Raw genomic sequence first — 22,957 nt, forward strand, 5'->3', positions numbered from 1 at the left:
GTCTCCCCGTGCTTACCGCACGAACCCCCATCCCAACCCCCAGAGGAAGCAGACCATGACGCGACGAAGCGCGATGCTCCTGAGCTGTACCGCGGTGACCCTGGCACTCGGCGCCACCGCCTGCGGCGGTGATCCCGTCACCACCGCGGGCGGCGGTGACAAGTCCCTCGGAGGGCAGACGATCTCCGTCGCCGGCGTGTGGTCGGGCGCCGAGCAGAAGAACTTCCAGAAGGTGCTCGACGCCTTCTCCGAGAAGACCGGCGCCAGGACCGAGTTCGTCTCGACCGGTGACAACGTCTCGACCGTCATCGGAAGCAAGATCGAGGGCGGCAACGCCCCCGATGTCGCGATGGTGCCCCAGGTGGGTGTACTCCAGCAGTTCGCGAAGCAGGGCTGGCTCAAGCCGCTGTCCGCGACCGTACAGAAGTCCGTGGACGCCAACTACGCGTCCGTGTGGAAGAAGTACGGCAGTGTCGACGGCTCGCTGTACGGTCTGTACTACAAGGCGGCCCACAAGTCGACCGTCTGGTACAGCCCCGAGGCCCTCGACCAGGCGGGCGTCGAGCCGCCGAAGACCTACGCGGAGATGCTCACCTCGGCACAGGCGGTCTCCGACTCCGGGCTCTCCGCCTTCGCCGTCGCGGGCGAGGACGGCTGGACCCTCACCGACTGGTTCGAGAACATCTACCTCTCGCAGGCCGGCCCCGAGAAGTACGACCAGCTCGCCGCCCACACCATCAAGTGGACCGACCCGACGGTGGTCAAGGCACTCACCACGCTCGGCACCCTCTTCGCCGACAAGGAACTGATCGCGGGCGGCCAGAAGGGCGCCCTCAGCACCGACTTCCCCGGTTCGGTCGAGAAGGTCTTCGGCCCCGAGCCCGAGGCGGGCATGGTCTACGAGGGCGACTTCGTGGCCGGTGTCGCCAAGGACGAATTCGGCAAGAAGATCGGCGAGGAAGCCACCTTCTTCCCCTTCCCCGCCGTCGACGGCGGAAAGGCCCCCGTGGTCAGCGGCGGCGACGCCGCCGTGGTGCTCAAGGACGGCAAGAACCAGAAGGCGGCCATGGCCTTCATGGAGTACCTGGCGAGCCCTGAGGCGGCGGAGGTCTGGGCCGAGCTGGGAGGCTTCGTCTCCCCGAACAAGAACGTCGACCTCGCGAAGTACGGCGACGAGACCACACGGCGCACCGCCGAATCGCTGGTCGGGGCCGGGGACTCGGTCCGCTTCGACATGTCCGACCAGGCGCCTGCCGCGTTCGGCGGAACCAAGGGCATGGGCGAGTGGAAGCTCCTCCAGGACTTCCTGCGCGACCCCTCCGACCCCAAGGCCACGGCGGGCCGCCTCGAAGCCGCGGCCGCCAAGGCGTACCAGGGCTGAGGCGGACATCATGACCGCCACCACCGCCCCCGCCCGCGCCGAAGTTCCGGCCGGCTCCGCTCCCCCGGGGACGAACGCCCGTCAGCGCGCCACGCGGCGCCGCCGGGCCGTCGCCGTCACCTTCGTCCTGCCGGCCCTGCTCCTCCTCGGCGCGCTCGTCGTCTACCCGGTGCTGTTCTCGATCGGCCGCAGCTTCTTCGACGCGGGCGGCAGCCGGTTCGTCGGCGGCGAGAACTACACCGAGGTGTTCCGCGATCCGGCGACGCTCAAGGCCATACGCAACAGCACCATCTGGATCGTCGTCGCTCCGACCGTGCTCACCGGGCTCGGCCTGATCCTCGCCGTCCTGGTGGAGAAGGTGCGTTGGGCCACCGCGTTCAAACTGCTGCTGTTCCTGCCGATGGCCGTGTCGTTCCTCGCGGCCGGGATCATCTTCCGCCTCGCCTACGAGGAGAACCCCGACAAGGGTGTCCTCAACGCCGCCGCCGTCGGGGTGCACGACGCCTTCGAGGACTCGGCCTCCTATCCCTCCGCACGCGCCCGTGACGGCCAGGGCCTCACCAAGGGCCCCGACGGGTCGTACGCGACGTCGGACACGGTGTCGCCCGGCGGGACGACGGCCCTGGGGCTCGTCGGCGTAGCACCCAAGGACGTCCCGTCCCAGGCCGAATCCGCCTTCGCGGCGGCTGCCCGGCCGGCGGCCGGGACGGAGCTGCGCGGCGTGGTGTATCTGGACTTCGCTCCGGGCGGTGGCGGCGAGCAGGGCAAGGTCGACAAGGCCGAGAGCGGGCTGCCGGAGGTCGCCGTCGAGGCGGTGCGGGACGGCGAGACCGTTGCCCGTGCCACCACGGCGGCCGACGGCTCCTTCAGCTTCCGGAACCTCGACCCCGGCGCGTACACCGTGCGGCTTCCGGCGACGAACTTCGCCCCGCCCTACGAAGGCGTCTCCTGGCTCGGACCCGCGCTGGTCACCCCGGCCATCATCGGAGCGTATCTGTGGATCTGGACCGGGTTCGCCATGGTGCTGATCGGCGCGGGGCTGGCCTCGCTGCCGCGTGACACGCTCGAAGCGGCCCGTATGGACGGCGCGACGGAGTGGCAGGTGTTCCGCAAGATCACCGTGCCCCTGCTCGCTCCCATCCTGACCGTGGTCTTCGTGACCCTGGTGATCAATGTGATGAAGGTCTTCGACCTCGTCTACATCATCGCGCCCGGCCCGGTGCAGGAGGACGCCACCGTGCTGGCCACCCAGATGTGGCTGGTCTCGTTCGGCGGAGGCAACAACCAGGGGCTGGGAAGCGCGCTCGGCGTCCTGCTCCTGCTCCTGGTCATCCCCGCCATGGTCTTCAACGTCCGCCGCTTCCGCAGGAGTCAGTCATGAGCACCACCGCACCCACCCGGCCGGCGGAGGTGAAGCAGCCTGCGTCCGTCGGGCCCGCGCGTCCGCGACGCACCGCGCGCGGCCGGCTCGGCCGCTGGCTGGGCAACAGTCTGGTCCAGGCATTCCTCGTCGTGATCAGTCTCGTCTGGATCACCCCACTCGCCGGCCTGCTCCTGTCCTCCCTCCGCTCGGCACAGGACAACGCGGCGAGTGGCTGGTGGACCACCCTGACCAGCCCGGGGCAGCTGTCCTTCGACAACTACACCGCACTGCTGGGCAACACGGGGATCACCCGGGCCTTCTGGAACACCGTGTTCATCTCGGTGCCCGCCACCGCGCTGGTCGTCGTGATCGCGGCGCTGGCCGGATACGCCTTCGCCTGGCTGGAGTTCCCCGGCCGGGACTGGATCTTCCTGCTGGTCGTGGCCCTGCTCGTGGTCCCGGTCCAGATCGGCCTGCTGCCGGTCGCCAAGCTCTTCGGGCAGCTGGGCCTGTTCGGCACCATCCCGGGTGTGGTGCTCTTCCACGTCGCCTACGGGCTGCCGTTCGCGATCTTCCTGCTGCGCAACTATTTCGCCGACATACCGCGCGAAATGCTGGAGGCCGCGCGGATGGACGGCGGCAGCGAGTGGCGGATCTTCACCCGGCTCGTCATCCCGGTGGGACGCCCGGCCATCGCCAGCCTGGCGATCTTCCAGTTCCTGTGGGTGTGGAACGACATGCTGGTCGCGCTGCTCTTCGCGGACACGTCATCACAGCCGCTCACGGTGGAACTACAGTCCCAGGTACGGCAGTTCGGCAGCAACATCGACGTCCTTGCCCCCGGGGCCTTCCTCTCGCTGATCGTGCCCGTCGTGGTCTTCTTCGCCTTCCAGCGGCACTTCGTGCAGGGGGTGATGGCGGGGTCCGTCAAGTGATCCCCACGCCCTGATCCGGGCCCGCGGAAGCGGGCGACGGGCCGTGAGGAGGCGTAACCGTCACCGGTTCACGCGTCCTCACGGCCCGCTCGTCGTTCCGCGGAGTGCGGTGCCCGGGTCAGCAGGTCTCGCGCACGTACCCGCTGCCGCCCGCCGGAGTGACGTCGACATCCCGTCGGACCACGCTCACGCGGTCGCCGTAGACACACGCGTTCTTCATGCCCGCGCTCGTGTACTCGATGAAGATGGCGTTGTCGCCGAAGGCCGAGAGGTACTCGGCGCACTCGTTCCACCGGGGGTCGCCGCATTCCTCGGCGATGGCGAAGTCGAGCCCGTTGGCCTTCCGGTCGCCGGCCAGTTCGACGGTGTTCTTCTGCCCGACGGCCAGTCCCTTGGCGTGGGCGTGCTGCGACAGGAGACGGATATAGGACTGGGCGTGGCCTGCGGTGATCCTGCCGTCCACCACGTCACGGGTGAAGGTGTCGTAGTTGTCGAGTTCGACGGCGTCGAAGCCCTTGGACGCACACTGGTCGATATAGCCATTGATCTTGTCCGCGATCCGCTGGCGCTTGGCGTCCGTGGTGATGTCGAGGATGACCTCGTCCCAGTCGGGGTCGACGACCGGGCCGCCGGCATCGGTCAGCAACAGGTCGCTGTCCCATTCCTGCGGTCCGCCGGAGTCGCCTTCTTGCTGGGTCTGGAAGGCGTTCACGTAGCAGATGTTGTAGAGACCCGATGCCGGGGATGCCTTCACATCACGGCTGACGACCTTCACCCCGGAGGGCGGGGTGTACGCCCCGCCGATCTGGTAGTCGAAGGGCGCGTTGACCGGAGGAAGCGTGAAGGTCGGGTTGGCCCCGGCCCTGGTCAGATCGAGCGCGGTGGCGGCGGCGCCGAGGGTGGTCGCTATGGCGAGGCCGGCCACGATGGCTCCGGTCCTGGAACGGCGGCGGGAGCGCATGAGGAACTCCAAAGGGGGCGTGTGTGCCCGTGAGGGCGGGAGGAAGGGGAAGGGAATGACGCGCGGTCAGGTGGGGGGTGACCGGCGCCGGTACGGCAGCACGACGGCCTCCTCAGGGAGCGGCTGACCCGCTCGCTGAGGAGGCTTCTCTCACTGGTGTGGAGCACCGTCGCCGGATGGCGACGCCGCTGGACGGATCAGCCTGTGTTCACTTCGGAGGAGAAGGAGTTGACCTTGAGGCCCGCTCCGCCCTGCCACGGTTCGAAGCCCGCCTGGACGCTCGTGAGGTACCACGAGGAGTCACCGAAGCCGCGGCTGTTGGCGTGACTGACGAACTCCTTGACATCGAAGTTCAGTTCGTCGACGGCGGACGGCGCCACGTAGGAGATGACCTTGTTCCGGCCGTTGTCACCCTCCCACACCTGCCATGTCGTGCCCGCCATCGTCACGGTGGTGCCGGTATCGGTACCGATGGGCTGGATGGGACCGACCTTGTTGGTCCAGATCATGATTTCGACCTGGGACACACCGTCCGTCTTGGGCTCCGGGTCGAGCCAGATGTCGTAGGACGCGTTGTAGACCCCGTCAGCGGTGTAACCGTAGGACACACTGCTCGGGGCGCTGCTGATGGAGCTGATCCGCGCGGGCAGCTCGGTGCCGGGCGAGCACGCCGTGTAGTGGCAGCCGTTGAAGATGGACGGATAGGACTTGGGGGCACCATTGGTGGGGACCTGCCCCTCGGCCTTCGTCACCTCGAAGCCGGACCCGGTGGGGCTGACACACTGCGCGCCGGCCGGGTTCCACAGATTGTTCTGCACCGTGTACGCGCCGACCGTGGCCCTGTCGTACTGACCGCATATCTCGGCCGCTTGCGCGGGGCCGCCCAGGGTCATCAGCGCGGCCCCCGCGGCGACCGCCGGCAACAGCGCGTAGACGGCGGTTCGCGTGGAGAGTTTCATGCTGTCTTCCAATCACGTGGGGATGAAAAGGAATAGCTCGGAGCTGCCAGGAGCCTGTGACAAGAGGGGGGACCGAGCGCCCGGGGCGGTGCCCGTGCACGGCCGGCGGACGTCAACGCCGGGCCGCACCGCCGCCGGCGAGGCTGATCTCGGAGTTCCAGTACGCGTCCGGGGGCAGGGTGTCCCAGGGGTTCTTGTCCGCCATGGTGTCCGGGGTGACGTAGACATGCCCGGCATTGCGCTGGCGTGCCAGTTCCATGACGCCACGCATCCGGGCCTCGTCCGGGACGTCATAGACGAGGTGCCAGACCTTGTCCGGGGAAGCGCTGCTCTCCCATGCCTCGGGCTGGTGGCCGCGGTAGGAACTCTCGTCGCCCTCGAAGGTGACCAGTGTGTCGGCGGCCGCGGTATAACACTCCTCGACACCGGTCCCCGGGTTGTCCACGACGACCGCGTCGTCGCCATAGCGGCTCTCGACGTAGTTCTTCAGCTCGATGTACCGGTTCACGTCGGTGTTTCCGGAACCGCAGCGCGCCAGGCCCTCGTCGAAGAAGATGCCGCCGAGTCCCGCGCCACCGTAGAGCTGGTACCAGACATCGACATCGGCCTTGATCTGCCGCATCCACTCGTCCGGGTCCGTGGAGCCGGACCGCGTGGTCATTCCGGTGGTACCGAAGTAGCCGGTCGCCACATAGCCGATGACGGTGATGCCGGCGGCGTCGGCCTTCTTGATGGCCGCGGTGTACTGGTCGTCACCGTCGCCGGGACCGTTGTACGGGTTGGCGACCGCCAGCCCAACCCCCGTTCCGGACCGGGTGAGTTGGTCCCACAGAGGACCGGGGTAGAAGTAGGCGGGCACGGAGACCTTCTGGGAGATCGCCTGCGTGGTGTCGCCCACGGGCGCCTCCGGGACGGCAACGGCCGGAACCGCGCACAGGGCGAGCGCTCCGGCGGCGAACACCCCGCCTATCAGGGAGCGGGTGGAACGCGACGTCATGGTGAACCTCTTTCGTGGGGGGATACCGTCGGGTGCCGCACCCGGTAATAACCAGGGTGTGCGTGGGGGACGCACGTCGGACAACCTCCTTCGGCAGAAGACGACGTGGGAAAGGGATCGAAGGTACGAGCGCCCTTCCACCGCCCACAAATGGAGGATCGGGCGGGCGCTCCCGCACACCCTAGAAGCTGCCTTTCCGGCTCACAAGGTTTTCTGTTACGTACCGTCACACCGCTTACTCTGACTGCTCACTGCTCGCGATACGTGGCCGAAATCAGGGCGAATACACGGTGGTCACCACGGTCCACGACAGCGGATCGAGGCGCGTCCGACAACGCGCACTCGGATTGATCATTGTCGCGTTCGGCGCGTTCGGCGCGTTCCGGGACCGGGTTCTCTCCCGCCGCTCACCGCTGACGGCGGCGCTGTTGAGCGGCGCCGCCGAGGGGAGGAACAACCACCATGGTCGTCGTCACGCCGGCCTTCCGGAGAGCGGCGACAATGGCGGGATTCGCATGCGAGTCGGTCACTACGGTGTCGACGGAACCGATGTCGGCGACTTTCGCCTTGTGTACCCGGCCCAGTTTGGAGCTGTCGGCGACGACTATCCTATGTTCCGCCTGCTCCAGCATGACGCGGTCGATCTCCGCTCCGCGGGAGCTGTGGCGCGTGATTCCAGCTGCCGGGCTGATGCCGTCCGCCCCGACGATCGCGAAGTCGAAGCGGTACGAACGCAGCGATTCCTCGGCTCCCTTTCCGACGAGGTCGTTGGAGAGCGCCCTGGCGGTTCCTCCGGTGACGACGACATGGACCATCTGACGCGCCATAAGGGACGTGGCCGTGTCCAGGCCGTTCGTCACGACCGTGAGATCCGAGCGGGTCGCCAGGTTTCTGGCGACGAAGTCCATCGTGGTGCCGCCGGTCAGCGCGATGGTGAGGGGACGACTGGGGATCAGGGACGAGGTCAGGGATCCGATGCGTCGTTTCGCCTCGGTGTTCTGGGAATGCCTCAGACTCACCGGCAGTTCGACGCCGCGCCGGGCCGCGGTGACCTTGCCGTAAGAACGGCGGATGAGGCCCGTTTCCTCCATGACCGCCAGATCCCTGCGGACCGTGGCTCCGGAGACTCCGAGAATTTTCGGAAGGAAGTGGACCTGTAGGTCTCCGCGCTGCGACAGAAGCGTGAGAATGATCGAGATGCGCTCGTCGCGTTTCCTGTCGGTCATCGGCCGCTCCACGGTCGCTTCACCTTCGCCTGCCCTTCCGGCAAACCTGAAGTGCTACGACCTGGAGCCCTCGTTCGCCTGCGATATGCCTGCCCAGCGACAGCTGTGTGTGAGGCCGCGGACCGCCGCGGCCGTGCCGATTTCGCCCACTTCCCCACGCGCGCGCGTGCGGTGGCCTCACGGCAGCGCGCGGTGTTCACGTCGGCCGACGCGGGAAGCGCCGACGGATTGCCACTCTCTCGTGAGCGGTCTCCGAACGGACCAGGGAAAATCCCTAGTGACCCAGAACCCGAGAACGGGCAGCACACGGCCGACGGCGCCCGCAAGCTGGTGGCCGTGGACAGCCCCACTCGTCCCGCACCGGCAGGTACCACCGGATACCAAGGAAGCAGGCCCGACTCATGGGTGCACTGAACGAACAGTCCGCCGTCCGCTCTCTCCAGCTGGGCGACGCCCGCCTCACCTACGTCGTCGACGGCGCGATGGGCATGCTGCCGGAGAGCTTCCTCCCCGAGGTACCCGCGGAGTACTGGCAGGAGCATCCGGAGACGCTCGACGAGCACGGCTTGGTCGCCATGTCGGCGGGAGGACTGCTCGTGGAGCGCGACGGCCGCCGCCTGCTCATCGACGCCGGCCTCGGACCCGTGTCCGGGCCGACCAGGGTCCACGGAGAGCCTGTCGGACACACGAACTCCGGCGCGCTCCCGGAAACCCTCGCCGCGCTGGGTATCGCGCCGCACGACATCGAGGCCGTGGCCTTCACCCACCTGCATGCCGACCACACCGGCTGGTCCTTCACACCGGAGAAGTTCTTCCCCGACGCGCGCTATCTCGTCGCCGTCGAGGAGTGGGCACCGCACAGCCGCGGCGAGATCGTTCCCGGCGCACCGGCTCAGGACACCATCGAACCGATGAAGCACGCGCACACCCTGATCTCACACGGAGACGAGATCTTCGATGGTGTGCACGCCCTGGTGACGCCGGGGCATTCTCCCGGACACACCTCGTATGTGATCACTGCGGGAAACGAGCGGGTCGTGGTCTTCGGCGATGTCTTCCACATCCCCGCGCAGATCGCGCATCCGCACTGGGGGTCGCGCCCGGACTCCGACAGCGCCGCGGTCATGACGGCGCGCAAGCGCATCGCCGGGGAACTCGCACGGCCGGGAACGACCGGGTTCGCCTTCCACTTCGGTGACCAGGCGTTCGGACGTCTGACCGGCACGCGGTGGGAGCCCGTTGCGACAGAGGCGGTCCTGCCCGCCCCCAGAACACTCGGATGACACGCACACCACGGGTGGTGTTCCCGGCCGGTCGCGTCAGGAGTTCGCCCGGGACCCCTCGGCCGCCGCGGCGGACGCGGGCCCCTCCCCGCGGGCGGACCGCGCCTCTTTCACCACACGCCCCGGCCGCCCGCGATCACGGCCTTGAGCTCGTCCAGCGATTCCCGCATCAGCTGCGCCATGTCACGTTCCTCGGCGGCCACGATCCACCGCTCGAAGCCGACCTTGAAGACGGCGACGCCCGCCTCGGCGGTCAGGCTCGCGGCCGACTCCGCGACGCCGCGTCGGCGCAGGGTGTCGGCGAGCGCGGCCGAGATCGACGCGAGTTTGATCAGCTCACGTTCCTTGAGTTCCGGGTTCGCCGTGATGACGTTCTGTCGCCTCCGCGCGTACTCGCGGAGGTCGGCGAACGTCTCGGAGACGGCGTCGAGGCCCGCCGCCAGTGCGTCGATCGGCGTCGCGGACTCCGGAGCGTCGGCGACCGCCCGTACGAACAGCTCCTGCAACTCGCCGGAGCCGGCGAACAGTACCTCGCGCTTGTCGGCGTAGTGCCGGAAGAAGGTCCGCTCCGTGAGCCCGGCCCGTCCGGCGATCTCGGCCACGGTGGTCTGCTCGTATCCGCGCTCGTTGTAGAGCTCCAGCGCTGCTGTCGCCAGGCGCCCGTGCGCGTTCGGCTCCCATCTGCCCATGGGCGGATCCTACGTGATGACAGCGGCTGATATCAGATGGAGGCTCGATGACAGTAACTGACGTCAATAGTTGAGGTTCCTCGTGCGCGTCTTGGTGACCGGCGCGTCCGGCTTCATCGGCTCCGCCGTCGTTCCCGATCTCGTCGACGCGGGACACGAGGTCGCCGGGCTCGCCCGCTCCGACACCTAACTACTGGCCGGCGGTCCACCGCCCCGATGTCGCACGGCTGTTCCGCCTGGCCGTCCAGAAGGCGCCCGCCGGATCGGCGCTGCACGGCGTCGCGGAGGAGGCGTCGCGGAGGAGGGCGTCGCGCTCCGCGACATCGCCGAGGTGATCGGCCGCCACCTCGACGTGCCGGTGGCCTCCGTCGCCCCGAGGCCGTGGCCGGGCACGTCACCTGGCTGAGCCCCTTCATGGGTCTCGACGCCCTGGTGTCGAACACCCTGACCCGCGAGCTGCTGGACTGGCGGCCGACCCACCCCGGCCTCCTCGACGACCTCGACGACCTCGACAACCTCGACAAGGGGCACTACTTCGACACCCCTGCCACCACCGCCTGACCAGCGGCGGAGACGCCGCCCGGGGCGATGTCCGTCCGGGCGGCGTGGTCGTACCGGCCCTGGTCACCTCGTGGTGGTGACCAGGACCTTCACCGGGTTGGAGGTCACCCGTACCCCGCCGATGGTGGCGCGGGCGGTGATCGACGCCGTGCCGCCGCCCACCGCCTTGACCACGCCCTCGCTGTCGACCGTGGCAACCTTCGGGCGGGAGCTCGAGTAGCTGACGGCAACCGGCGCGGACGAGATGCTGTCGGCGTTGAGGGCCAGGCCGTCACCGGTGACCGTGATCTCGGAAACATCCATATTGGCCGTGTTCACCCGCTTGTTGAAGCCCCTGCCATAGGTGTTGCCGGCGAGGGTGATGTCATCCGCGCCGTCGAAGGTGAACAGCGGGGACGTATGGCTCGCGGGCGGCGCGTCCGTGGTCACGGTCGCCGTGTCACCCACACGCAGGGCCCGCGAGGGTCCGGTGAGCCGCAGCTTGGCGTAGCGCTCGACGCGGTTGTCACGGAAGGTCAGATCGCCGACACCGCGGCCGGAGAGAATGGTCCCGCCGGTGAGGTTGAAGTCGTTGTCCTCGACGAGGACGTTGCGGTGCACCGGCTGCCCTGCGACGAAGTCCTGGTTGGTGGGGTCGAAGAAGATGACCGGGCTCGCGGGGCGGTCGAAGACATTGCCGCGGATGGTGACGTTCCGTACCGGGCCCGACTCGTACCAGGAGCGGGCGTCGGACGAGATGTAGATGCTGGCCATGCTCATGCCGTCGAAGCGGTTGTTCTCGATCCGCACCGGCCTGCGCGTTGTCACGAGGATCCCTCGCGTGGGAACGGCCTGGAACGTGTTTCCGGTGATCTCGACGGTCGGCGTGTAGGTGGTGTTCTCGGCCACGTAGTCGCCCGGGGCGGCGAGCACCGCGGCGGGCAGTGTCTGGTCGAGGACCACGGTCATGGTGCGCAGGTAGGTGTCCGGGTCCGCGCCGGCCGGGACACCGCTGCCGGTCGGTCCGGTCACCGAGACCACCTTCGCCGTCGCGCCGGGGGCGGCGAGCATGGTGCGCTTGTCGACGAGTTCGATCGTGTCGCCCGGATGAAACTGGGGAAATCCGGACGTCTCGTTGTGCATGTAGCGCAGGCTCAGCGTCTCCCGCTCTGCGGCGGTCGCCTGGAGGTAGGTGCCGTGGATGTTGATCGGGTCGTCCTGCGGGTTGTCGAAGACGCTGTTGGTGATGCGTACGGTGCCCTTGACGCCGGACATCTGGATGTGGTCGGCGAAGCCCGAGGTGACGCGGCCACTGCCGCGGTCGGCCTTGAAGGTGACCGAGTCGACGCTGATGTCCTCGCTGAGCTGGCCCACGATGCCGAAGCCGTGCAGATAGCCGAGCCGGAGGTGATCGACCGTGACACGCGACGACTCCCAGAACAGCGCGCCCGGGGTGTCTCTGGTGACCTCGCGCATCTGATAGACGTATCCGCGGTCGCCGGGGGCGGTGCTGTCGCCGTAGGTGATCCGCAGCCTGTCGCCGCCGAGTTCGGTGATGTTCGTGACGTTCTGGAAGACCGGGTTGGACGTGCGCCATGTCCTGTTGGTCGCGGGGTCGTGGACCTGGGAGTAGTCGAAGGAGTTCGTGCCGGTCCAGTACGGCTGTCCGGTGGCCGGGCTCCGCTCGCCGTTCCAGCGCACCGAGGTGCCTTCCACGGCGTAGTGGTACGTCTCGGGGATGTCGATGATCCGGTACGCCTGCCCGGAGTCGACCCCGGCGTCGGCGACCGTGATGTCGACCGTTTTGGGGGCGACCCATGTCTGCGAGAAGTTGGTGAAGCGCACGTCGCTCGATCGGATCGCCGCGAAGACGGTCTGGAAGCCGTGGTTGACGATCGTCGACCCGCCGCCGTCGACGACGACGTCCCGCATGTCCTCGATGAGGATGCCGATGTTCTTCGTCTTGAACGCCTGGTCGCTGCCGACCGTGTTGCTGACGTACAGCTCCCGCTTCGGCGTCCGTTCGGGCCAGATGTGGTACGTACCGGACGGGAAGTGGAGGGTGGTGGGACCGTCCACGGTCTTCGCGTGGGCGATCGCGGCGTCGACGGCCGCCGCGGAGTCGGCCTTGCCGGAAGGGTCCGCGCCGAAGTCCGTGACGTCGATGACCGTGCGGCCGGTGTTGTCCACGACGGCCGCACCGCCAAGACCTCCGATGACCGTGGAGGTCTGCGGTCGCAGGGCGGGCTGCGCGGTGGCCGTTCCCATCAGGGCAGTCAACACCCCGACGGCCAGGACAGTGGCGGATCGGACGGCGTTTCGCCCACCGAACCGAGAGGGGGCGAAGCCCGGTCGCAGAGATCTCATGTCGTTCCTTCGAGGAGGTGTCCGAGGCCATTCATCCGAGGTCATAGCTGGAAAGTAGGGCCGTCACCAAAAAAGAACAAGAGGAACAACAGAAGTAAACATTCCCCGCCATGCTGCTGCCGGGGCTCGTCCCGGGTCGGCACGCGAAGCGTGGAGGCCACGAGGCGGCTCCTGTCGGAACGGCCGCTGCCCGAAAGGCTGTTGGCCGCACGGCTCCTGCCGGGAACCGCCGACCGGACCGCCTCCTCCCCCGGGATGACGCGTACTCCTCCGTTTCTGGTCCGGGCTGAGCTGAGCAACCGTTTCGGCCGTCGGGACCGTCCGTGTCCGACGGCGGCGACCTGCTCTCGGTGTGGTGTGGAGTGGTGTGGTGCGGTGTGGCTCACGGGTGGACAGCGACGGCGCGATGCGGGGGATCGCGTCATCCGCTCTTGGTGAGGCGGGTCCAGCCCGCTGGTGGTGCCAGGAGCGTGCGGGCGTGCGGCGTCCGTTTCCGTATCCGCACGGTGCCCCGGTAGCCGTGCAGGATGAGGTGGCCGAGATGCTCCAGCGCTTTGAGGGCGAATCCGTTGGCCGGGCACATCTCCGCACCTTTACCGAAGGGGAGAAAGGCTCGCCGCTGGTCGTCGGTGAGCCTTTCCCAGCGTGACGGATCGAAATCCAGTGGCCTGTCCCATACGGCTCCCGACCGGTGGATCGCGTGGGTGCCGATCATGACATGTTCGCCCTTGCTGACCGGCACGCCACGTATCTCGTGGTCGGTGGCCGCTTCCCTGACCAGGCGCCATGCGGTCGGGTACAGGCGCAAGGTCTCCCTGACCAGAGAGCGGACCTGGTCCGGCCGTACCGCCGGGGTGTTGTACCCGTGTTGGATGCCGAGGAGCACGACCCATTCGAGGGCGGCTCCGGTGAAGCCGACCATGGAGAGTATGAGTCGCTGGAGAAGTTGCGCGCGGTCCGCCGGGGTCAACTCCCCCCGCAGACCGAGTACCACGTCGACCAGATCCCGCACGTCGGCGTCGGCGTCGGTTGCAGTTGTTGCGGGTGTGGCTGCGGCTTCGGTTTCCCGCGCCGGAAGCCGTCTGAGCTGTTCGGCGAACCCGGCCCGGATGCGGCGTACCGAACGGTGTGAGGGCGTCACCACACGGCCGACGACGTCGTCGGCGATGACGCTGGATTCCACGTACGCGTCGACAAGCGAGTTGAGTGCGGTATGACGATGGTGCGCGATCACGGGGGCGAAGTACCGCCGGACCAGCCTCACTCCCCACCGTTGGTGCCGAAGATGGCCCCGGCTGTCGCTCAACTCATGAATGGCGTCGTCAACGTCGAACAGCGCATGGAGATCGTGATGGCTCAAGGCTCTGAGCAGTTCATGTGACGCTGCCGTCCGAAGCGCCTGAGGAAGAGGCTCGGGACCGAGGCGGAAGAATCCGGACTGCTGTATATATCGGTCGGCCGAGTCGACCAGAATCTCCCGTGCTGAATCCGCGTCGGCGACGAACAGTGTCCCGAAGCGCAGCCTGAACGGGCCTTCGGCCTCCGCCGCCAGGTTTTCCCACTGCCGCAGATGACGCCACAGGCTCTGTCTGTCCAGGAACACGAGTTCTTAAGCCCATCGACAGGGGACGGGATACGTCGATCCGACGACGCATCCCGTCGCGCAGGAACAGAGAATCAATCCTTCCGCCCGTACCTGTCGCCGTACTGGTTTCGACGTGCACGCATCTCACCGCTGAGTGCTCGAAGGCATCTGGTGATCCATGACATTGCGGGTCCTCCTTATCAAGCGGTACACGGCCGGCCGTGGGCGCACCGCTTTGACCACGACACTACCGACCCCGCGGAACCAGGTGAACTGACGAAACCGGCCACGGCGGTGCTGTCTCTCATGTGGCGGTTCCTGACCACTCCATTGGACACGGTCCAAGGGGCCAAGACGCGTTAGCAGGAAGGCACATTCGGAGGTAGAGAGCATCTTGAGCCGAGGGTGAATCACTTTCCGTCACAGACCGCGGCGCCGACGGCATACCGCCTCCGGGGCGCCGTAGGTTGCGAAGGCACGATCGACCCAACGGCCCAGGCGAAAGAGGAGATCACCATGCGTCGCGCTCTTGTTTCCATCGTCTCTGTCGGATTCGCCGCCACTCTGACACTCGCCGGCCCCGCAACCACTGCTTCCGCCGGTACGGCGGACTGTCCGCGCGGCTACCTGTGTGTCTGGGAGCATCCGAACTACGAGGGCAGGATGTTCAAGTTCGGTGGTAGCAACGCTTCCTGGGGCTCCTGGGACATCGAGAACAAGGATTCCTCCTGGTACAACAATGGCACCGAGGGCATGATCGCCTGCGTCTGGTCCGCCAGGAACTACCAAGGGACCGTTAAGGCCATCCAGCCTCAGACTTCCTCCCCCAGTGACGCGATCCACGGCGACAACGGCAGTTCCAATAACTGGGCACACCTGTGGTGCTGACTCTCTCTGGCCGAATCGTGCCCTGCCTCGAGGAATCACTGCGGAGGCGAGGTGGAGTCCGTCAGCGTGGCGGCAGCCGTGCTGCCGCTACGCCCGGGACTGCTCGTGTGGTGTGAGCAGTGGAGGCGCGGGTGCGGGCTGGGCTGTGGTGTTGTCAGTGGCCATCGCGGCGATCGGCTATCCGCAGGACGGCTCACAGGCCCGGGTGTCTTTCGAGGGATCGGGCAGCCCCTCGTCGCGGGGCCCCGCCGGCATGGCACCAGGCCGGTGCACGGCGCGGCCTCGTACGCGCGGGCACCAGCCCTTGCGCGGCGCGGCGCGGTGACCAACGTACGGAAACAGCATGGGCTCAGGCCGGTGAACGGGGCCGCGTCCGAAAACGCGCGCGACACTGGGCCCGCACGGGCCCGCTTCTCCAGGCTCAGCCCTGGAACGGACCTAGGGAAACACGCAGTTCGGAGAGACAGCGGCTCCGCGGAGAGGCGACCCACCGCAACCTGTCAGGGTGATCGATCAGTGATAATCCAGGGAACCTGGACATCAGGGAGACGACGGCGACGCTGTTTTCCAAGCGGGCGAGAGACGCGCCGGGGCAATAATGCAGTCCGTGCCCGAAGGCGAGATGGGAGTCCCGCACCTCCCGGTACCCGGTGACGAGGACGAGTGGGGCGCCGTCCTGAGTGACGGCCCGATGGACGTCGCCCTTGCACCGCAGGGCCGCATAGGAGGCATGCGGGGCCGAGAAGAAGTCCTCGTCCAGCGCGAGTGGATCATGAAACGAAGACACTCGAGCCTATGCCCGTCCCGTCAGCCAGCCAGCCAGCCACAAAGAGTCCCGCGCCCAGCCAACCGGTCGTCGGCGTGGGAGCGGTGGCGGTGGCGGTGGCGGTGGCGGTGGCGGTGGCGGTGGCGGTGGCGGTGGCGGGAAAATCGTTGGACAACGCGTCGGGCGGCAGCAAGCTTGGCGGCATGCAGCAGGAAGAGATCTGGGACGCCGATACCGCCCAGCGCTATGACACGCCCGGCTCCGGCATGTTCGCGCCCGAGGTGCTGGGACCGACCGTGGACCGCCTCGCTCAGCTCGCCGGGGACGGAGCGGCGCTTGAGTTCGCCATCGGGACCGGACGGGTAGCCGTCCCGCTCGCGGAGCGAGGGGTCTCCGTCACCGGCATCGAGCTCTCGCGCCCGATGGTGGAGCGACTGCGGACCAAGGTGGACGAAGCGACGATCCCCGTGGTCATCGGTGACATGGCGACCGCCGTCGCCCCCGGGAAATTCGACCTCGTCTACCTCGTCTTCAACACGATCTCCAACCTGCTCACCCAGGACGAGCAGGTCCAGTGTTTCCACAACGCCGCCCGCCATCTCACGCCCGGCGGCCGGTTCGTGATCGAGCTCTGGGTGCCCGAGCTGCGCAAGCTACCGCCGGGCCAGGAGGCCACCGTCTGGCACTGCGAACCCGGCTACATCGGTTTGGACACCTACGACGTCCTGCGCCAGCACGTGGTATCGCACCACTTCCGGTTCGACGAGACCCAGCAGGCGCAGTTGTTCCGCAGCCCTCACCGCTACATCTGGCCGGCCGAACTCGACCTCATGGCCCGGCTGGCCGGATTCGACCTGGAGACCAGGCACGGGGACTGGGACGGATCCGCGTTCACGGCCGAGTCGCGCTCTCACGTCTCCGTCTACCGCGTCCCGCCCATGTAGCGGCTCCGCGCCCCGGTACGGCCCGGGGGCGAGAGGGGCCGAGCGGCGCGGTGGCGGGTGTCGCGGTCCCGCCATACGGTGGACGGAGCCTCGCCTTCCGAGCCGTGACGCGAGAAAGGGATGTGGCCCATGGGCGTCCACTCCCACGAGCCGGTTCCCCAGCCGGTGCTGTCCCCGCTGACAGCCGCGGCGATCTTCCTGGTCCTCACCATCAACCGGGGCGGCGAGCCGGTCACACGGGGGCTGTTGTCGGACCTGAACGGGCTACAGCGGGCAGTGGGCTTCCGCGCCACACCGGACGGCAGGCTCGGCGCCGTCGTGGGCATCGGCTCGCAGGCGTGGGACCGCCTGTTCTCCGGGGCCCGCCCGGCGGAGCTGCATCCCTTCCCCGAGCTGACGGGATCCCGCCACCGCGCCGTGTCGACACCCGGTGACCTGCTCTTCCACATCAGAGCCGCCCGCCTGGACCTGTGTTTCGCGCTCGCGGCCGAGATCATGGCGCGGCTGCGTGATGTCGTCACCGTGTGCGACGAGGTCCATGGATTCAAGTACTTCGACGTGCGTGACCTGCTCGGATTCGTCGACGGCACCGAGAATCCGACGGGCCCGGCGGCGAGCGCCGCCGTGCTGATCGGCGAGGAGGACCCGCCGTTCCGCGGAGGCAGCTATGTGGTCGTGCAGAAGTATCTGCACGATCTGCGGGCCTGGAACGCTCTTCCGGTCGAGGCGCAGGAGAGGGCGATCGGGCGCAGGAAGCTGTCCGACATCGAACTCGACGACGCCGTCAAGCCGGCCGATTCCCATGTGGCCCTCACCACGATCGAGGACCCGGACGGGACCAAGCACGAGATCCTGCGCGACAACATGCCCTTCGGGACCGTCGGACAGGGCGAGTTCGGCACGTACTTCATCGGATACGCCCGTACCCCGACCGTGACCGAGCGGATGCTGGAGCGCATGTTCCTGGGCACTCCCCCGGTGCCCCACGACAACACTCCCCCGGTGTCGCACGACCGGATCCTGGACTTCTCCACAGCGGTCACCGGGTCACTGTTCTACGTGCCGACCAGCGATTTCCTGGACGATCTCCCCGATCCGCCGGGCCGCGGCGAGAACGCCGGAAGAGCCGGGAGGGCTGACACCGATGCCGTCCCCGACCCCCCTGTGGCCCGGTTCCCGGCCGTGGACGACTCCGCCGTGGACGGCTCCCTGGGGGTCGGGGGCCTGAGAGAGCGACAGAAGGCGAGTACCGCCGATGAGCAATCTGCACCGTGAACTGGCGCCCATCTCCTCCGCCGCGTGGGCCGATATGGAGCAGGAGGCGCGGCGTACGTTCACGCGCCATGTGGCGGGCCGCCGGATCGTGGACGTTCCCGAGCCGGGCGGCGCCGAGCTGTCCGGTGTGGGCACCGGCCATCTTGAGGCTGCCGAGGCCCCGGCCCCCGGGGTCACGGCCCATGCACGTGGCTTTCAGCCCCTTGTGGAGCTGCGCGTGCCGTTCACCGTGGACCGGCAGCAGGTGGACGATGTGGAACGCGGGGCCAAGGACGCGGACTGGCAGCCCGTGAAGGACGCGGCGCGAAGACTCGCGTTCGCCGAGGACCGTGCCGTGTTCGAGGGCTATCCCGCCGCCGGTGTCGCGGGGCTGCGGGCGAGCGCGTCGAACCGGGCCCTGACCGTGCCCGCCGACGTGCGCGACTATCCGACCGTCGTCAGCAAGGCCGCGAGCGCGCTGCGGCTGGCTGGGGTCGGCGGTCCGTACGCCCTCGCGCTGAGCGCCGAGGCGTACACCGCCGTCAGCGAGACCTCCGACTACGGCTATCCGGTCATCAAGCACATGGCCCGGCTCCTGGACGGCGACATCGTGTGGGCGCCCGCGATCGAGGGGGCTTTCCTACTGTCCACCCGGGGCGGCGACTTCGAACTGCGCATCGGCCAGGACGTGTCCATCGGATACCTGTCGCACGACGAGCGCGCTGTCCGTCTGTACTTCCAGGAGACGCTGACCTTCCTCGTCCACACGAGCGAAGCCGTCGTGTCCGTGGAGGTGAAGGCCCCGGACACGACCGGGTCTTCTTGACGGGGACCTCGACCGGCAGTCCGCGCATCGCGGGCGATCGCGCGGTGCGGCGCCGGACAGCGGGCGAAGCGCTCGCCGCGCGTGGTCGGCGGCTTCCGTGGGCTCTGGGGCAGGTGGCCGGTTACGGGTGAGGTGGTATAGCGGTGGGGCTTCGGCCGTGCACATACTCAAGGCTCCGAAGCCCGGGAGGGGAAGCCCATGGCACAGCCGTTGTCCGTCGGTGTTGAGGAGGAGTTCCTGCTGGTCGACCCGGACAGTGGGGCGGCCGTGCCTGCTTTCGAGGCGGTGATCGCGGCCGCGCCCACCACCGGCCCCGCTCAACGGCTGAAGCCGGAGGTGTCCGCGGCGGTGGTGGAGGCCGTGACGGAGCCTCATCATGAACTGTCCCTGCTGGCCGACGACGTGCGCTCCCTGCGCTCGGCCGCCTCGGCCGCCGCGGAGAAGGCGGGCTGTGCGGTGCTGGCGTGCGGGACGGAGCTGGTGTCCGGGCCGTACATGCCGTCGACCAGTGGCGCCCGCTATCGTGCGATCCGCCAGAAGTACGGTGCTCTCGTGTTCGGCCACATACCGTGCGGCCTGCACGTCCACGTCGGTATGCCCGACCGGGAATATGCCGTCCGGGTGAGCAACCGTCTTCGGACCTGGCTGCCCACACTCCAGGCGCTCGCCGCCAACTCCCCCATCTCGCTGGGGAGGGAGACCGGATACGCGAGCTTTCGGTCAACCTGGTGGGGATACACACCGGTGGCGGGTCCGGCTCCGCTGTTCGCCGACGCCGGTCAGTACGACGCCCTGCTCGACAGCCTGGTCGCCTCGGAGGTGCTCCTCGACCGGAAGATGGCGTACTGGTTCGCCCGCCCTTCCGAGAACGTACCCACCATCGAGATACGCGTCATGGATGTCTGCCCCACCAGCGACACCGTGATCCTGCTGGCGGGACTGACCCGCGCGCTGGTCGCCACCTGCCTGCGGGATGTGGAACGGGACACCGAACTCCCCCCGGTCTCCGATCAGTTGCTGGCCGCGGCCCACTGGCAGGCGGCCCGGTACGGACTGGAGGGCGACGCCCTGGACGTGTCCTCCGGGCGCCCGTTACCCGCCTGGACATCGGTGGAACGACTGGTGGAGCATGTCGCTCCCGCGCTGTCCGACGCGGGGGACCTCGATCTGGCCGGCGATCTGCTCGCGGAGTTACGCGCGAACGGCTCCTGGGCCGGCCGGCAACGGAAGGTCGTCCAGGAAGGCGGCGAACTGTCTGATGTGTCGGCCTATCTCCGCTCCTTGTTCCTGAAGTGAAGGATCCGCGTTTCTGAAGGGAGAGGCCCGCGGGGCCACGAGGTCCCGCTCAGTGACCGCCGCTCTCCACAGGTCCCGCTCAGTGACCGCCGCTCTCCACAGGTCCCGCTCAGTGCCCGCTGCTCTCGTAGTGGCGGGACTGGTGCACCCAGAAGCGGTACGCGGCGTACATCAGCAGGACGCCGACGACGGGCGCTCCCCAGCCGAGCCACGCGGGCACGGCCAGTTCCTCCTCGCGGTCCAGCAGCACGGTGGCCGGGAGGTAGGCGACGAACGCCAGGGGAAAGACGAAGGTCAGACCGAAGCCGGCGGCCGAACCGAAGATCTTCAGCGGGTAGTTGCCGAAGTCGCTGAAGATCATGTCGATGGCGAACTTGATCGGAGTGACCTTCTTCATCCTGAACGCCAGTCCTGAGGCCGCGAGTTGCAGGGATCCCTCCACCAGCGCGCCACCGACGACCGCCAGCAGCAGAAAGCCGACGGCTCCCGGTGACCAGTCGACCGGCGCCTGGGCCGAGGCGAAGGCCAGCAGTACGAACCCGCCCAGCAGATCGCCGAGCGCGCTCAGCCGAAGCCGGCGGGTGAGGAGTTGGACCAACGGCGACACGGGCCGGATCAGATACCTGTCGTACTCCCCCTCGACGACGACCTCGTCGACATGGATCAGCTGGTGGCCCGGGACGAGCCAGAGGCCGTGGGCGGTGAGACGCAGCCCGTAGAGGAAGGCGATCTCGGACAGCCCCCAGCCGCCGACCTCGCCGAAACGATCGAGGACCGCCCAGATGAAGGCCAGCCCGACGCCCTGGTAGAACAGACCGCCGATGATGTTGATGAACAGGTTTCCCCGGTACTGGAATTCGGCGCGGAACGCCGCACCGGCCAGCAGCAGGTAGACACGAAGCCCTCGCATCGCGCTCACCCGCCCTGCGACATGACGCGGTGCCGTGCCCGCGACCAGACCAGCGCGGCCAGCCCGCTCAGGGCGACGATCCACCCCAGCTGCACGGCGAGGGCGGCGGCGATACCGGAGCCCTCGGCCTGGCCGAGGTAGATGGCGGCCGGGGCGTGCGCGGTCGCCTGGAAGGGGAGCAGTTCCGCGGCGGACCTGACCGGATCCGGCATGAACCACAGGGGTACGAGGGCACCGGAGAAGAACTGTGCGACGAAGCGGTAGGCCAGCAGGGCTCCGCTCACCTCCAGTGTCCAGAAGGACACCATGCCGAGCAGCAGCCCCAGCAGCTGGCTGACGACCAGCGCGCCGAGCAGAGCCAGCGGATAGGCGAACGCGGCGGCCGGTGACGCGGGGGCCCGGCCCGCGCCGACCAGCAGCGCGAACGGCAGTGCCACCACCAGGACCGGCACCGAGGCGGAGATCCACCCGAGCTGGCCCGCCAGCATCTGCCCGGGGAAGCCGATGGGGCGCAGCAGGTCCACCGCGACCTTGCCCTCACGCACCCGCTGGTCGATGGGCGACGACCGCCAGGGGCTGACCAGCGTGTACTGGAGGGTGGCCAGGGTCGCGTACGCCGTCATGGTGCCGAGGGGGATCCCGTCCACGTCCTCGCGACCGTCGTAGAACGCGCTCCACACCACCGTCAGCAGGTAGATCTGCAGGAGCATCATCACGAACGTCGACAGGTAGGACGTGCGGTAGGCGAGGGCGACGCGGAACTCCATCCGGGCGCAGGCGAGATGGGCTTTCATCCGCGGTCCGCGTAGATCCGGTGGATGACGCTCTCCAGCTCGGGTTCCACGATCGACAGATCGGTCACCCGGTGTTCCGCCAGTACCGCGGCGACCAGCCGGGCGGGCGAGGTCCGCGCGGGGTCGAAGCGGAGCCACACCTTGCCCTCCTCGCGGCGGACGATCTCGGCGCCCTCGACCTCGTCGAGGTGCTCGGTCCGCACGACGAGTTCGCGGTGCGGGGCGTAGCGGGCCTTGAGTTCGTCCACGTCGCCGTCGTAGGCGACTTTGCCGTGGTCGATGAGCACGATGCGTTGGCACAGTTCCTCGACATCGTCGAGGTCGTGGGTGGTGAGGACGACCGTGGTGCCGGACTCGCGGTTGAGTTCGGCGACGAAGCCGCGTATTCGTTCCTTGGCGACGATGTCGAGTCCGACGGTGGGTTCGTCGAGGTAGAGGATGCTCGGGTCGTAGAGCATGGCGGCGGCGAGGTCGCCGCGCATGCGCTGGCCGAGCGAGAGCTGGCGCACCGGGGTGTCGAGGAAGGAGCCGAGGTCGAGCAGTTCGGTGAACTGTTTCTGTTTCTCGGCGAACCGGCCCGCGGGTACGTCGTAGAGCCGGCCGATCAGCCACAGCGAGTCGCGCAGTGGCAGGTCCCACCAGAGCTGGCTGCGCTGGCCGAAGACCACGCCGATCTGGCGGGCGTTACGGGCCCGGTCGCGCCAGGGCGTGGCTCCGGCGACGCGGACGGTGCCGGAGGTGGGGACGAGAATGCCGGTGAGCATTTTGATGCTGGTGGACTTCCCGGCGCCGTTGGGACCGAGGTAACCCACTATCTCGCCCGGCTCGATCCGGAAGCTGATGCCGTCGACGGCCCGGTTGACGGTGTACTCACGGGTCAGCAGGGTGCGGATGCCCGCGAACGAGCCTTCGTGCCGCTTGGGTCTGCGGAACTCCTTGACGAGGTCTGTCACCTCGATGACGGGCATAGGTGCCTTCCTGGACCGCGTGACT

General features: G+C 68.2%; 20 protein-coding genes and 1 pseudogene. 11 read left to right on the forward strand and 10 right to left on the reverse strand.

Going from position 1 to position 22,957, the window contains the following annotated elements:
• Nucleotides 1-55 precede the first annotated feature (55 nt).
• The 3 genes from ACIOGX_RS02030 to ACIOGX_RS02040 are packed head-to-tail and all read left to right on the forward strand — an operon-like array spanning nucleotide 56 to nucleotide 3,679.
• Nucleotides 56-1,381, forward strand: coding sequence for an ABC transporter substrate-binding protein (locus ACIOGX_RS02030; RefSeq protein WP_401909463.1), 1,326 nt, complete (start codon nucleotides 56-58; stop codon nucleotides 1,379-1,381).
• Between the two features lie 10 nt (nucleotides 1,382-1,391).
• The gene (locus ACIOGX_RS02035; RefSeq protein WP_356517534.1) at nucleotides 1,392-2,762 is read left to right on the forward strand and encodes an ABC transporter permease subunit; all 1,371 of its coding nucleotides are present in this window, start codon (nucleotides 1,392-1,394) and stop codon (nucleotides 2,760-2,762) included.
• Nucleotides 2,759-3,679, forward strand: coding sequence for a carbohydrate ABC transporter permease (locus tag ACIOGX_RS02040; protein ID WP_401909467.1), 921 nt, complete (start codon nucleotides 2,759-2,761; stop codon nucleotides 3,677-3,679). Before ACIOGX_RS02035 ends, ACIOGX_RS02040 begins: the two co-directional genes overlap by 4 nt.
• 118 nt (nucleotides 3,680-3,797) lie before the next feature.
• Here the strand turns inward: ACIOGX_RS02040 and ACIOGX_RS02045 are convergent, their stop codons facing one another.
• From ACIOGX_RS02045 to ACIOGX_RS02060, 4 genes and pseudogenes are all read right to left on the reverse strand, one after another.
• Entirely contained in the window at nucleotides 3,798-4,640 is an 843-nt protein-coding gene (locus ACIOGX_RS02045; protein ID WP_401909470.1) for an endo alpha-1,4 polygalactosaminidase, read from the reverse strand.
• Between the two features lie 200 nt (nucleotides 4,641-4,840).
• Nucleotides 4,841-5,599: pseudogene (locus ACIOGX_RS02050) on the reverse strand (glycosyl hydrolase family 5); the annotation flags it as partial.
• A gap of 112 nt (nucleotides 5,600-5,711) precedes the next feature.
• On the reverse strand, nucleotides 5,712-6,596 hold the full coding sequence (locus ACIOGX_RS02055) for a spherulation-specific family 4 protein (RefSeq protein WP_401758942.1): 885 nt from the start codon (nucleotides 6,594-6,596) through the stop codon (nucleotides 5,712-5,714).
• A 407-nt stretch (nucleotides 6,597-7,003) separates the two neighbouring features.
• Nucleotides 7,004-7,822, reverse strand: a complete 819-nt coding sequence (locus ACIOGX_RS02060) for a DeoR/GlpR family DNA-binding transcription regulator (RefSeq protein WP_401758944.1) — start codon at nucleotides 7,820-7,822, stop codon at nucleotides 7,004-7,006.
• 401 nt (nucleotides 7,823-8,223) lie between these two features.
• Here ACIOGX_RS02060 and ACIOGX_RS02065 point away from each other — a divergent pair, with 401 nt between their 5' ends.
• Nucleotides 8,224-9,105 carry an MBL fold metallo-hydrolase gene (locus tag ACIOGX_RS02065; RefSeq protein ID WP_401909473.1) on the forward strand — a complete coding sequence of 294 codons (882 nt, stop codon included), beginning with the start codon at nucleotides 8,224-8,226 and terminating at the stop codon, nucleotides 9,103-9,105.
• A gap of 110 nt (nucleotides 9,106-9,215) precedes the next feature.
• Here the strand turns inward: ACIOGX_RS02065 and ACIOGX_RS02070 are convergent, their stop codons facing one another.
• On the reverse strand, nucleotides 9,216-9,794 hold the full coding sequence (locus ACIOGX_RS02070; protein WP_383966644.1) for a TetR/AcrR family transcriptional regulator: 579 nt from the start codon (nucleotides 9,792-9,794) through the stop codon (nucleotides 9,216-9,218).
• 82 nt (nucleotides 9,795-9,876) lie between these two features.
• On the opposite strand from ACIOGX_RS02070, the gene ACIOGX_RS02075 reads away from it, so the two are divergent.
• Entirely contained in the window at nucleotides 9,877-9,984 is a 108-nt protein-coding gene (locus ACIOGX_RS02075; protein ID WP_401909477.1) for an NAD-dependent epimerase/dehydratase family protein, read from the forward strand.
• Between the two features lie 191 nt (nucleotides 9,985-10,175).
• Complete coding sequence (locus ACIOGX_RS02080; RefSeq protein ID WP_401909480.1) at nucleotides 10,176-10,355, forward strand: hypothetical protein; 180 nt, start codon at nucleotides 10,176-10,178, stop codon at nucleotides 10,353-10,355.
• Nucleotides 10,356-10,418: 63 nt separating this feature from the next.
• Here ACIOGX_RS02080 and ACIOGX_RS02085 read toward each other — a convergent pair whose 3' ends face one another.
• The gene (locus tag ACIOGX_RS02085) at nucleotides 10,419-12,602 is read right to left on the reverse strand and encodes a right-handed parallel beta-helix repeat-containing protein (protein ID WP_401909483.1); all 2,184 of its coding nucleotides are present in this window, start codon (nucleotides 12,600-12,602) and stop codon (nucleotides 10,419-10,421) included.
• A 520-nt stretch (nucleotides 12,603-13,122) separates the two neighbouring features.
• On the reverse strand, nucleotides 13,123-13,935 hold the full coding sequence (locus tag ACIOGX_RS02090) for a cytochrome P450 (protein WP_401909486.1): 813 nt from the start codon (nucleotides 13,933-13,935) through the stop codon (nucleotides 13,123-13,125).
• 867 nt (nucleotides 13,936-14,802) lie between these two features.
• Here ACIOGX_RS02090 and ACIOGX_RS02095 point away from each other — a divergent pair.
• The 5 genes from ACIOGX_RS02095 to ACIOGX_RS02115 all read left to right on the forward strand — a co-directional run bounded on the left by ACIOGX_RS02095 (nucleotide 14,803) and on the right by ACIOGX_RS02115 (nucleotide 20,260).
• Complete coding sequence (locus ACIOGX_RS02095; protein WP_356517553.1) at nucleotides 14,803-15,174, forward strand: peptidase inhibitor family I36 protein; 372 nt, start codon at nucleotides 14,803-14,805, stop codon at nucleotides 15,172-15,174.
• A gap of 969 nt (nucleotides 15,175-16,143) precedes the next feature.
• Nucleotides 16,144-16,884 carry a class I SAM-dependent methyltransferase gene (locus ACIOGX_RS02100; protein WP_401910503.1) on the forward strand — a complete coding sequence of 247 codons (741 nt, stop codon included), beginning with the start codon at nucleotides 16,144-16,146 and terminating at the stop codon, nucleotides 16,882-16,884.
• A gap of 129 nt (nucleotides 16,885-17,013) precedes the next feature.
• Nucleotides 17,014-18,159 (forward strand): Dyp-type peroxidase, encoded by a 1,146-nt coding sequence (locus ACIOGX_RS02105; RefSeq protein WP_356517557.1) that lies wholly within the window; start codon nucleotides 17,014-17,016, stop codon nucleotides 18,157-18,159.
• Nucleotides 18,140-18,964 (forward strand): family 1 encapsulin nanocompartment shell protein, encoded by an 825-nt coding sequence (locus ACIOGX_RS02110; protein WP_401758964.1) that lies wholly within the window; start codon nucleotides 18,140-18,142, stop codon nucleotides 18,962-18,964. The genes ACIOGX_RS02105 and ACIOGX_RS02110 overlap by 20 nt, the downstream gene beginning before the upstream one ends.
• 198 nt (nucleotides 18,965-19,162) lie before the next feature.
• Nucleotides 19,163-20,260 (forward strand): glutamate--cysteine ligase, encoded by a 1,098-nt coding sequence (locus tag ACIOGX_RS02115; protein ID WP_384769672.1) that lies wholly within the window; start codon nucleotides 19,163-19,165, stop codon nucleotides 20,258-20,260.
• A 109-nt stretch (nucleotides 20,261-20,369) separates the two neighbouring features.
• Here the strand turns inward: ACIOGX_RS02115 and ACIOGX_RS02120 are convergent, their stop codons facing one another.
• The 3 genes from ACIOGX_RS02120 to ACIOGX_RS02130 are packed head-to-tail and all read right to left on the reverse strand — an operon-like array spanning nucleotide 20,370 to nucleotide 22,932.
• Complete coding sequence (locus ACIOGX_RS02120) at nucleotides 20,370-21,170, reverse strand: ABC-2 family transporter protein (protein WP_356517563.1); 801 nt, start codon at nucleotides 21,168-21,170, stop codon at nucleotides 20,370-20,372.
• A 5-nt stretch (nucleotides 21,171-21,175) separates the two neighbouring features.
• The gene (locus tag ACIOGX_RS02125) at nucleotides 21,176-21,964 is read right to left on the reverse strand and encodes an ABC-2 family transporter protein (protein WP_356517565.1); all 789 of its coding nucleotides are present in this window, start codon (nucleotides 21,962-21,964) and stop codon (nucleotides 21,176-21,178) included.
• Nucleotides 21,961-22,932, reverse strand: a complete 972-nt coding sequence (locus ACIOGX_RS02130) for an ATP-binding cassette domain-containing protein (RefSeq protein WP_401758969.1) — start codon at nucleotides 22,930-22,932, stop codon at nucleotides 21,961-21,963. The genes ACIOGX_RS02125 and ACIOGX_RS02130 overlap by 4 nt, the downstream gene beginning before the upstream one ends.
• Nucleotides 22,933-22,957 lie beyond the last annotated feature (25 nt).

The organism is Streptomyces sp. NPDC088147 (assembly GCF_044741565.1).
Lineage (GTDB): Bacteria > Actinomycetota > Actinomycetes > Streptomycetales > Streptomycetaceae > Streptomyces.

Excerpts from the sequence above, each read along its gene's own strand:
- ACIOGX_RS02030 (WP_401909463.1), top strand. The coding sequence starts at position 56 with ATGACGCGACGAAGCGCGATGCTCCTGAGCTGTACCGCGGTGACCCTG.
- ACIOGX_RS02035 (WP_356517534.1), top strand. The coding sequence starts at position 1,392 with ATGACCGCCACCACCGCCCCCGCCCGCGCCGAAGTTCCGGCCGGCTCC.
- ACIOGX_RS02040 (WP_401909467.1), top strand. The coding sequence starts at position 2,759 with ATGAGCACCACCGCACCCACCCGGCCGGCGGAGGTGAAGCAGCCTGCG.
- ACIOGX_RS02045 (WP_401909470.1), bottom strand. The coding sequence starts at position 4,640 with ATGCGCTCCCGCCGCCGTTCCAGGACCGGAGCCATCGTGGCCGGCCTC.
- ACIOGX_RS02055 (WP_401758942.1), bottom strand. The coding sequence starts at position 6,596 with ATGACGTCGCGTTCCACCCGCTCCCTGATAGGCGGGGTGTTCGCCGCC.
- ACIOGX_RS02060 (WP_401758944.1), bottom strand. The coding sequence starts at position 7,822 with ATGACCGACAGGAAACGCGACGAGCGCATCTCGATCATTCTCACGCTT.
- ACIOGX_RS02065 (WP_401909473.1), top strand. The coding sequence starts at position 8,224 with ATGGGTGCACTGAACGAACAGTCCGCCGTCCGCTCTCTCCAGCTGGGC.
- ACIOGX_RS02070 (WP_383966644.1), bottom strand. The coding sequence starts at position 9,794 with ATGGGCAGATGGGAGCCGAACGCGCACGGGCGCCTGGCGACAGCAGCG.
- ACIOGX_RS02085 (WP_401909483.1), bottom strand. The coding sequence starts at position 12,602 with ATGGGAACGGCCACCGCGCAGCCCGCCCTGCGACCGCAGACCTCCACG.
- ACIOGX_RS02095 (WP_356517553.1), top strand. The coding sequence starts at position 14,803 with ATGCGTCGCGCTCTTGTTTCCATCGTCTCTGTCGGATTCGCCGCCACT.
- ACIOGX_RS02100 (WP_401910503.1), top strand. The coding sequence starts at position 16,144 with ATGCAGCAGGAAGAGATCTGGGACGCCGATACCGCCCAGCGCTATGAC.
- ACIOGX_RS02105 (WP_356517557.1), top strand. The coding sequence starts at position 17,014 with ATGGGCGTCCACTCCCACGAGCCGGTTCCCCAGCCGGTGCTGTCCCCG.
- ACIOGX_RS02110 (WP_401758964.1), top strand. The coding sequence starts at position 18,140 with ATGAGCAATCTGCACCGTGAACTGGCGCCCATCTCCTCCGCCGCGTGG.
- ACIOGX_RS02115 (WP_384769672.1), top strand. The coding sequence starts at position 19,163 with ATGGCACAGCCGTTGTCCGTCGGTGTTGAGGAGGAGTTCCTGCTGGTC.
- ACIOGX_RS02120 (WP_356517563.1), bottom strand. The coding sequence starts at position 21,170 with ATGCGAGGGCTTCGTGTCTACCTGCTGCTGGCCGGTGCGGCGTTCCGC.
- ACIOGX_RS02125 (WP_356517565.1), bottom strand. The coding sequence starts at position 21,964 with ATGAAAGCCCATCTCGCCTGCGCCCGGATGGAGTTCCGCGTCGCCCTC.
- ACIOGX_RS02130 (WP_401758969.1), bottom strand. The coding sequence starts at position 22,932 with ATGCCCGTCATCGAGGTGACAGACCTCGTCAAGGAGTTCCGCAGACCC.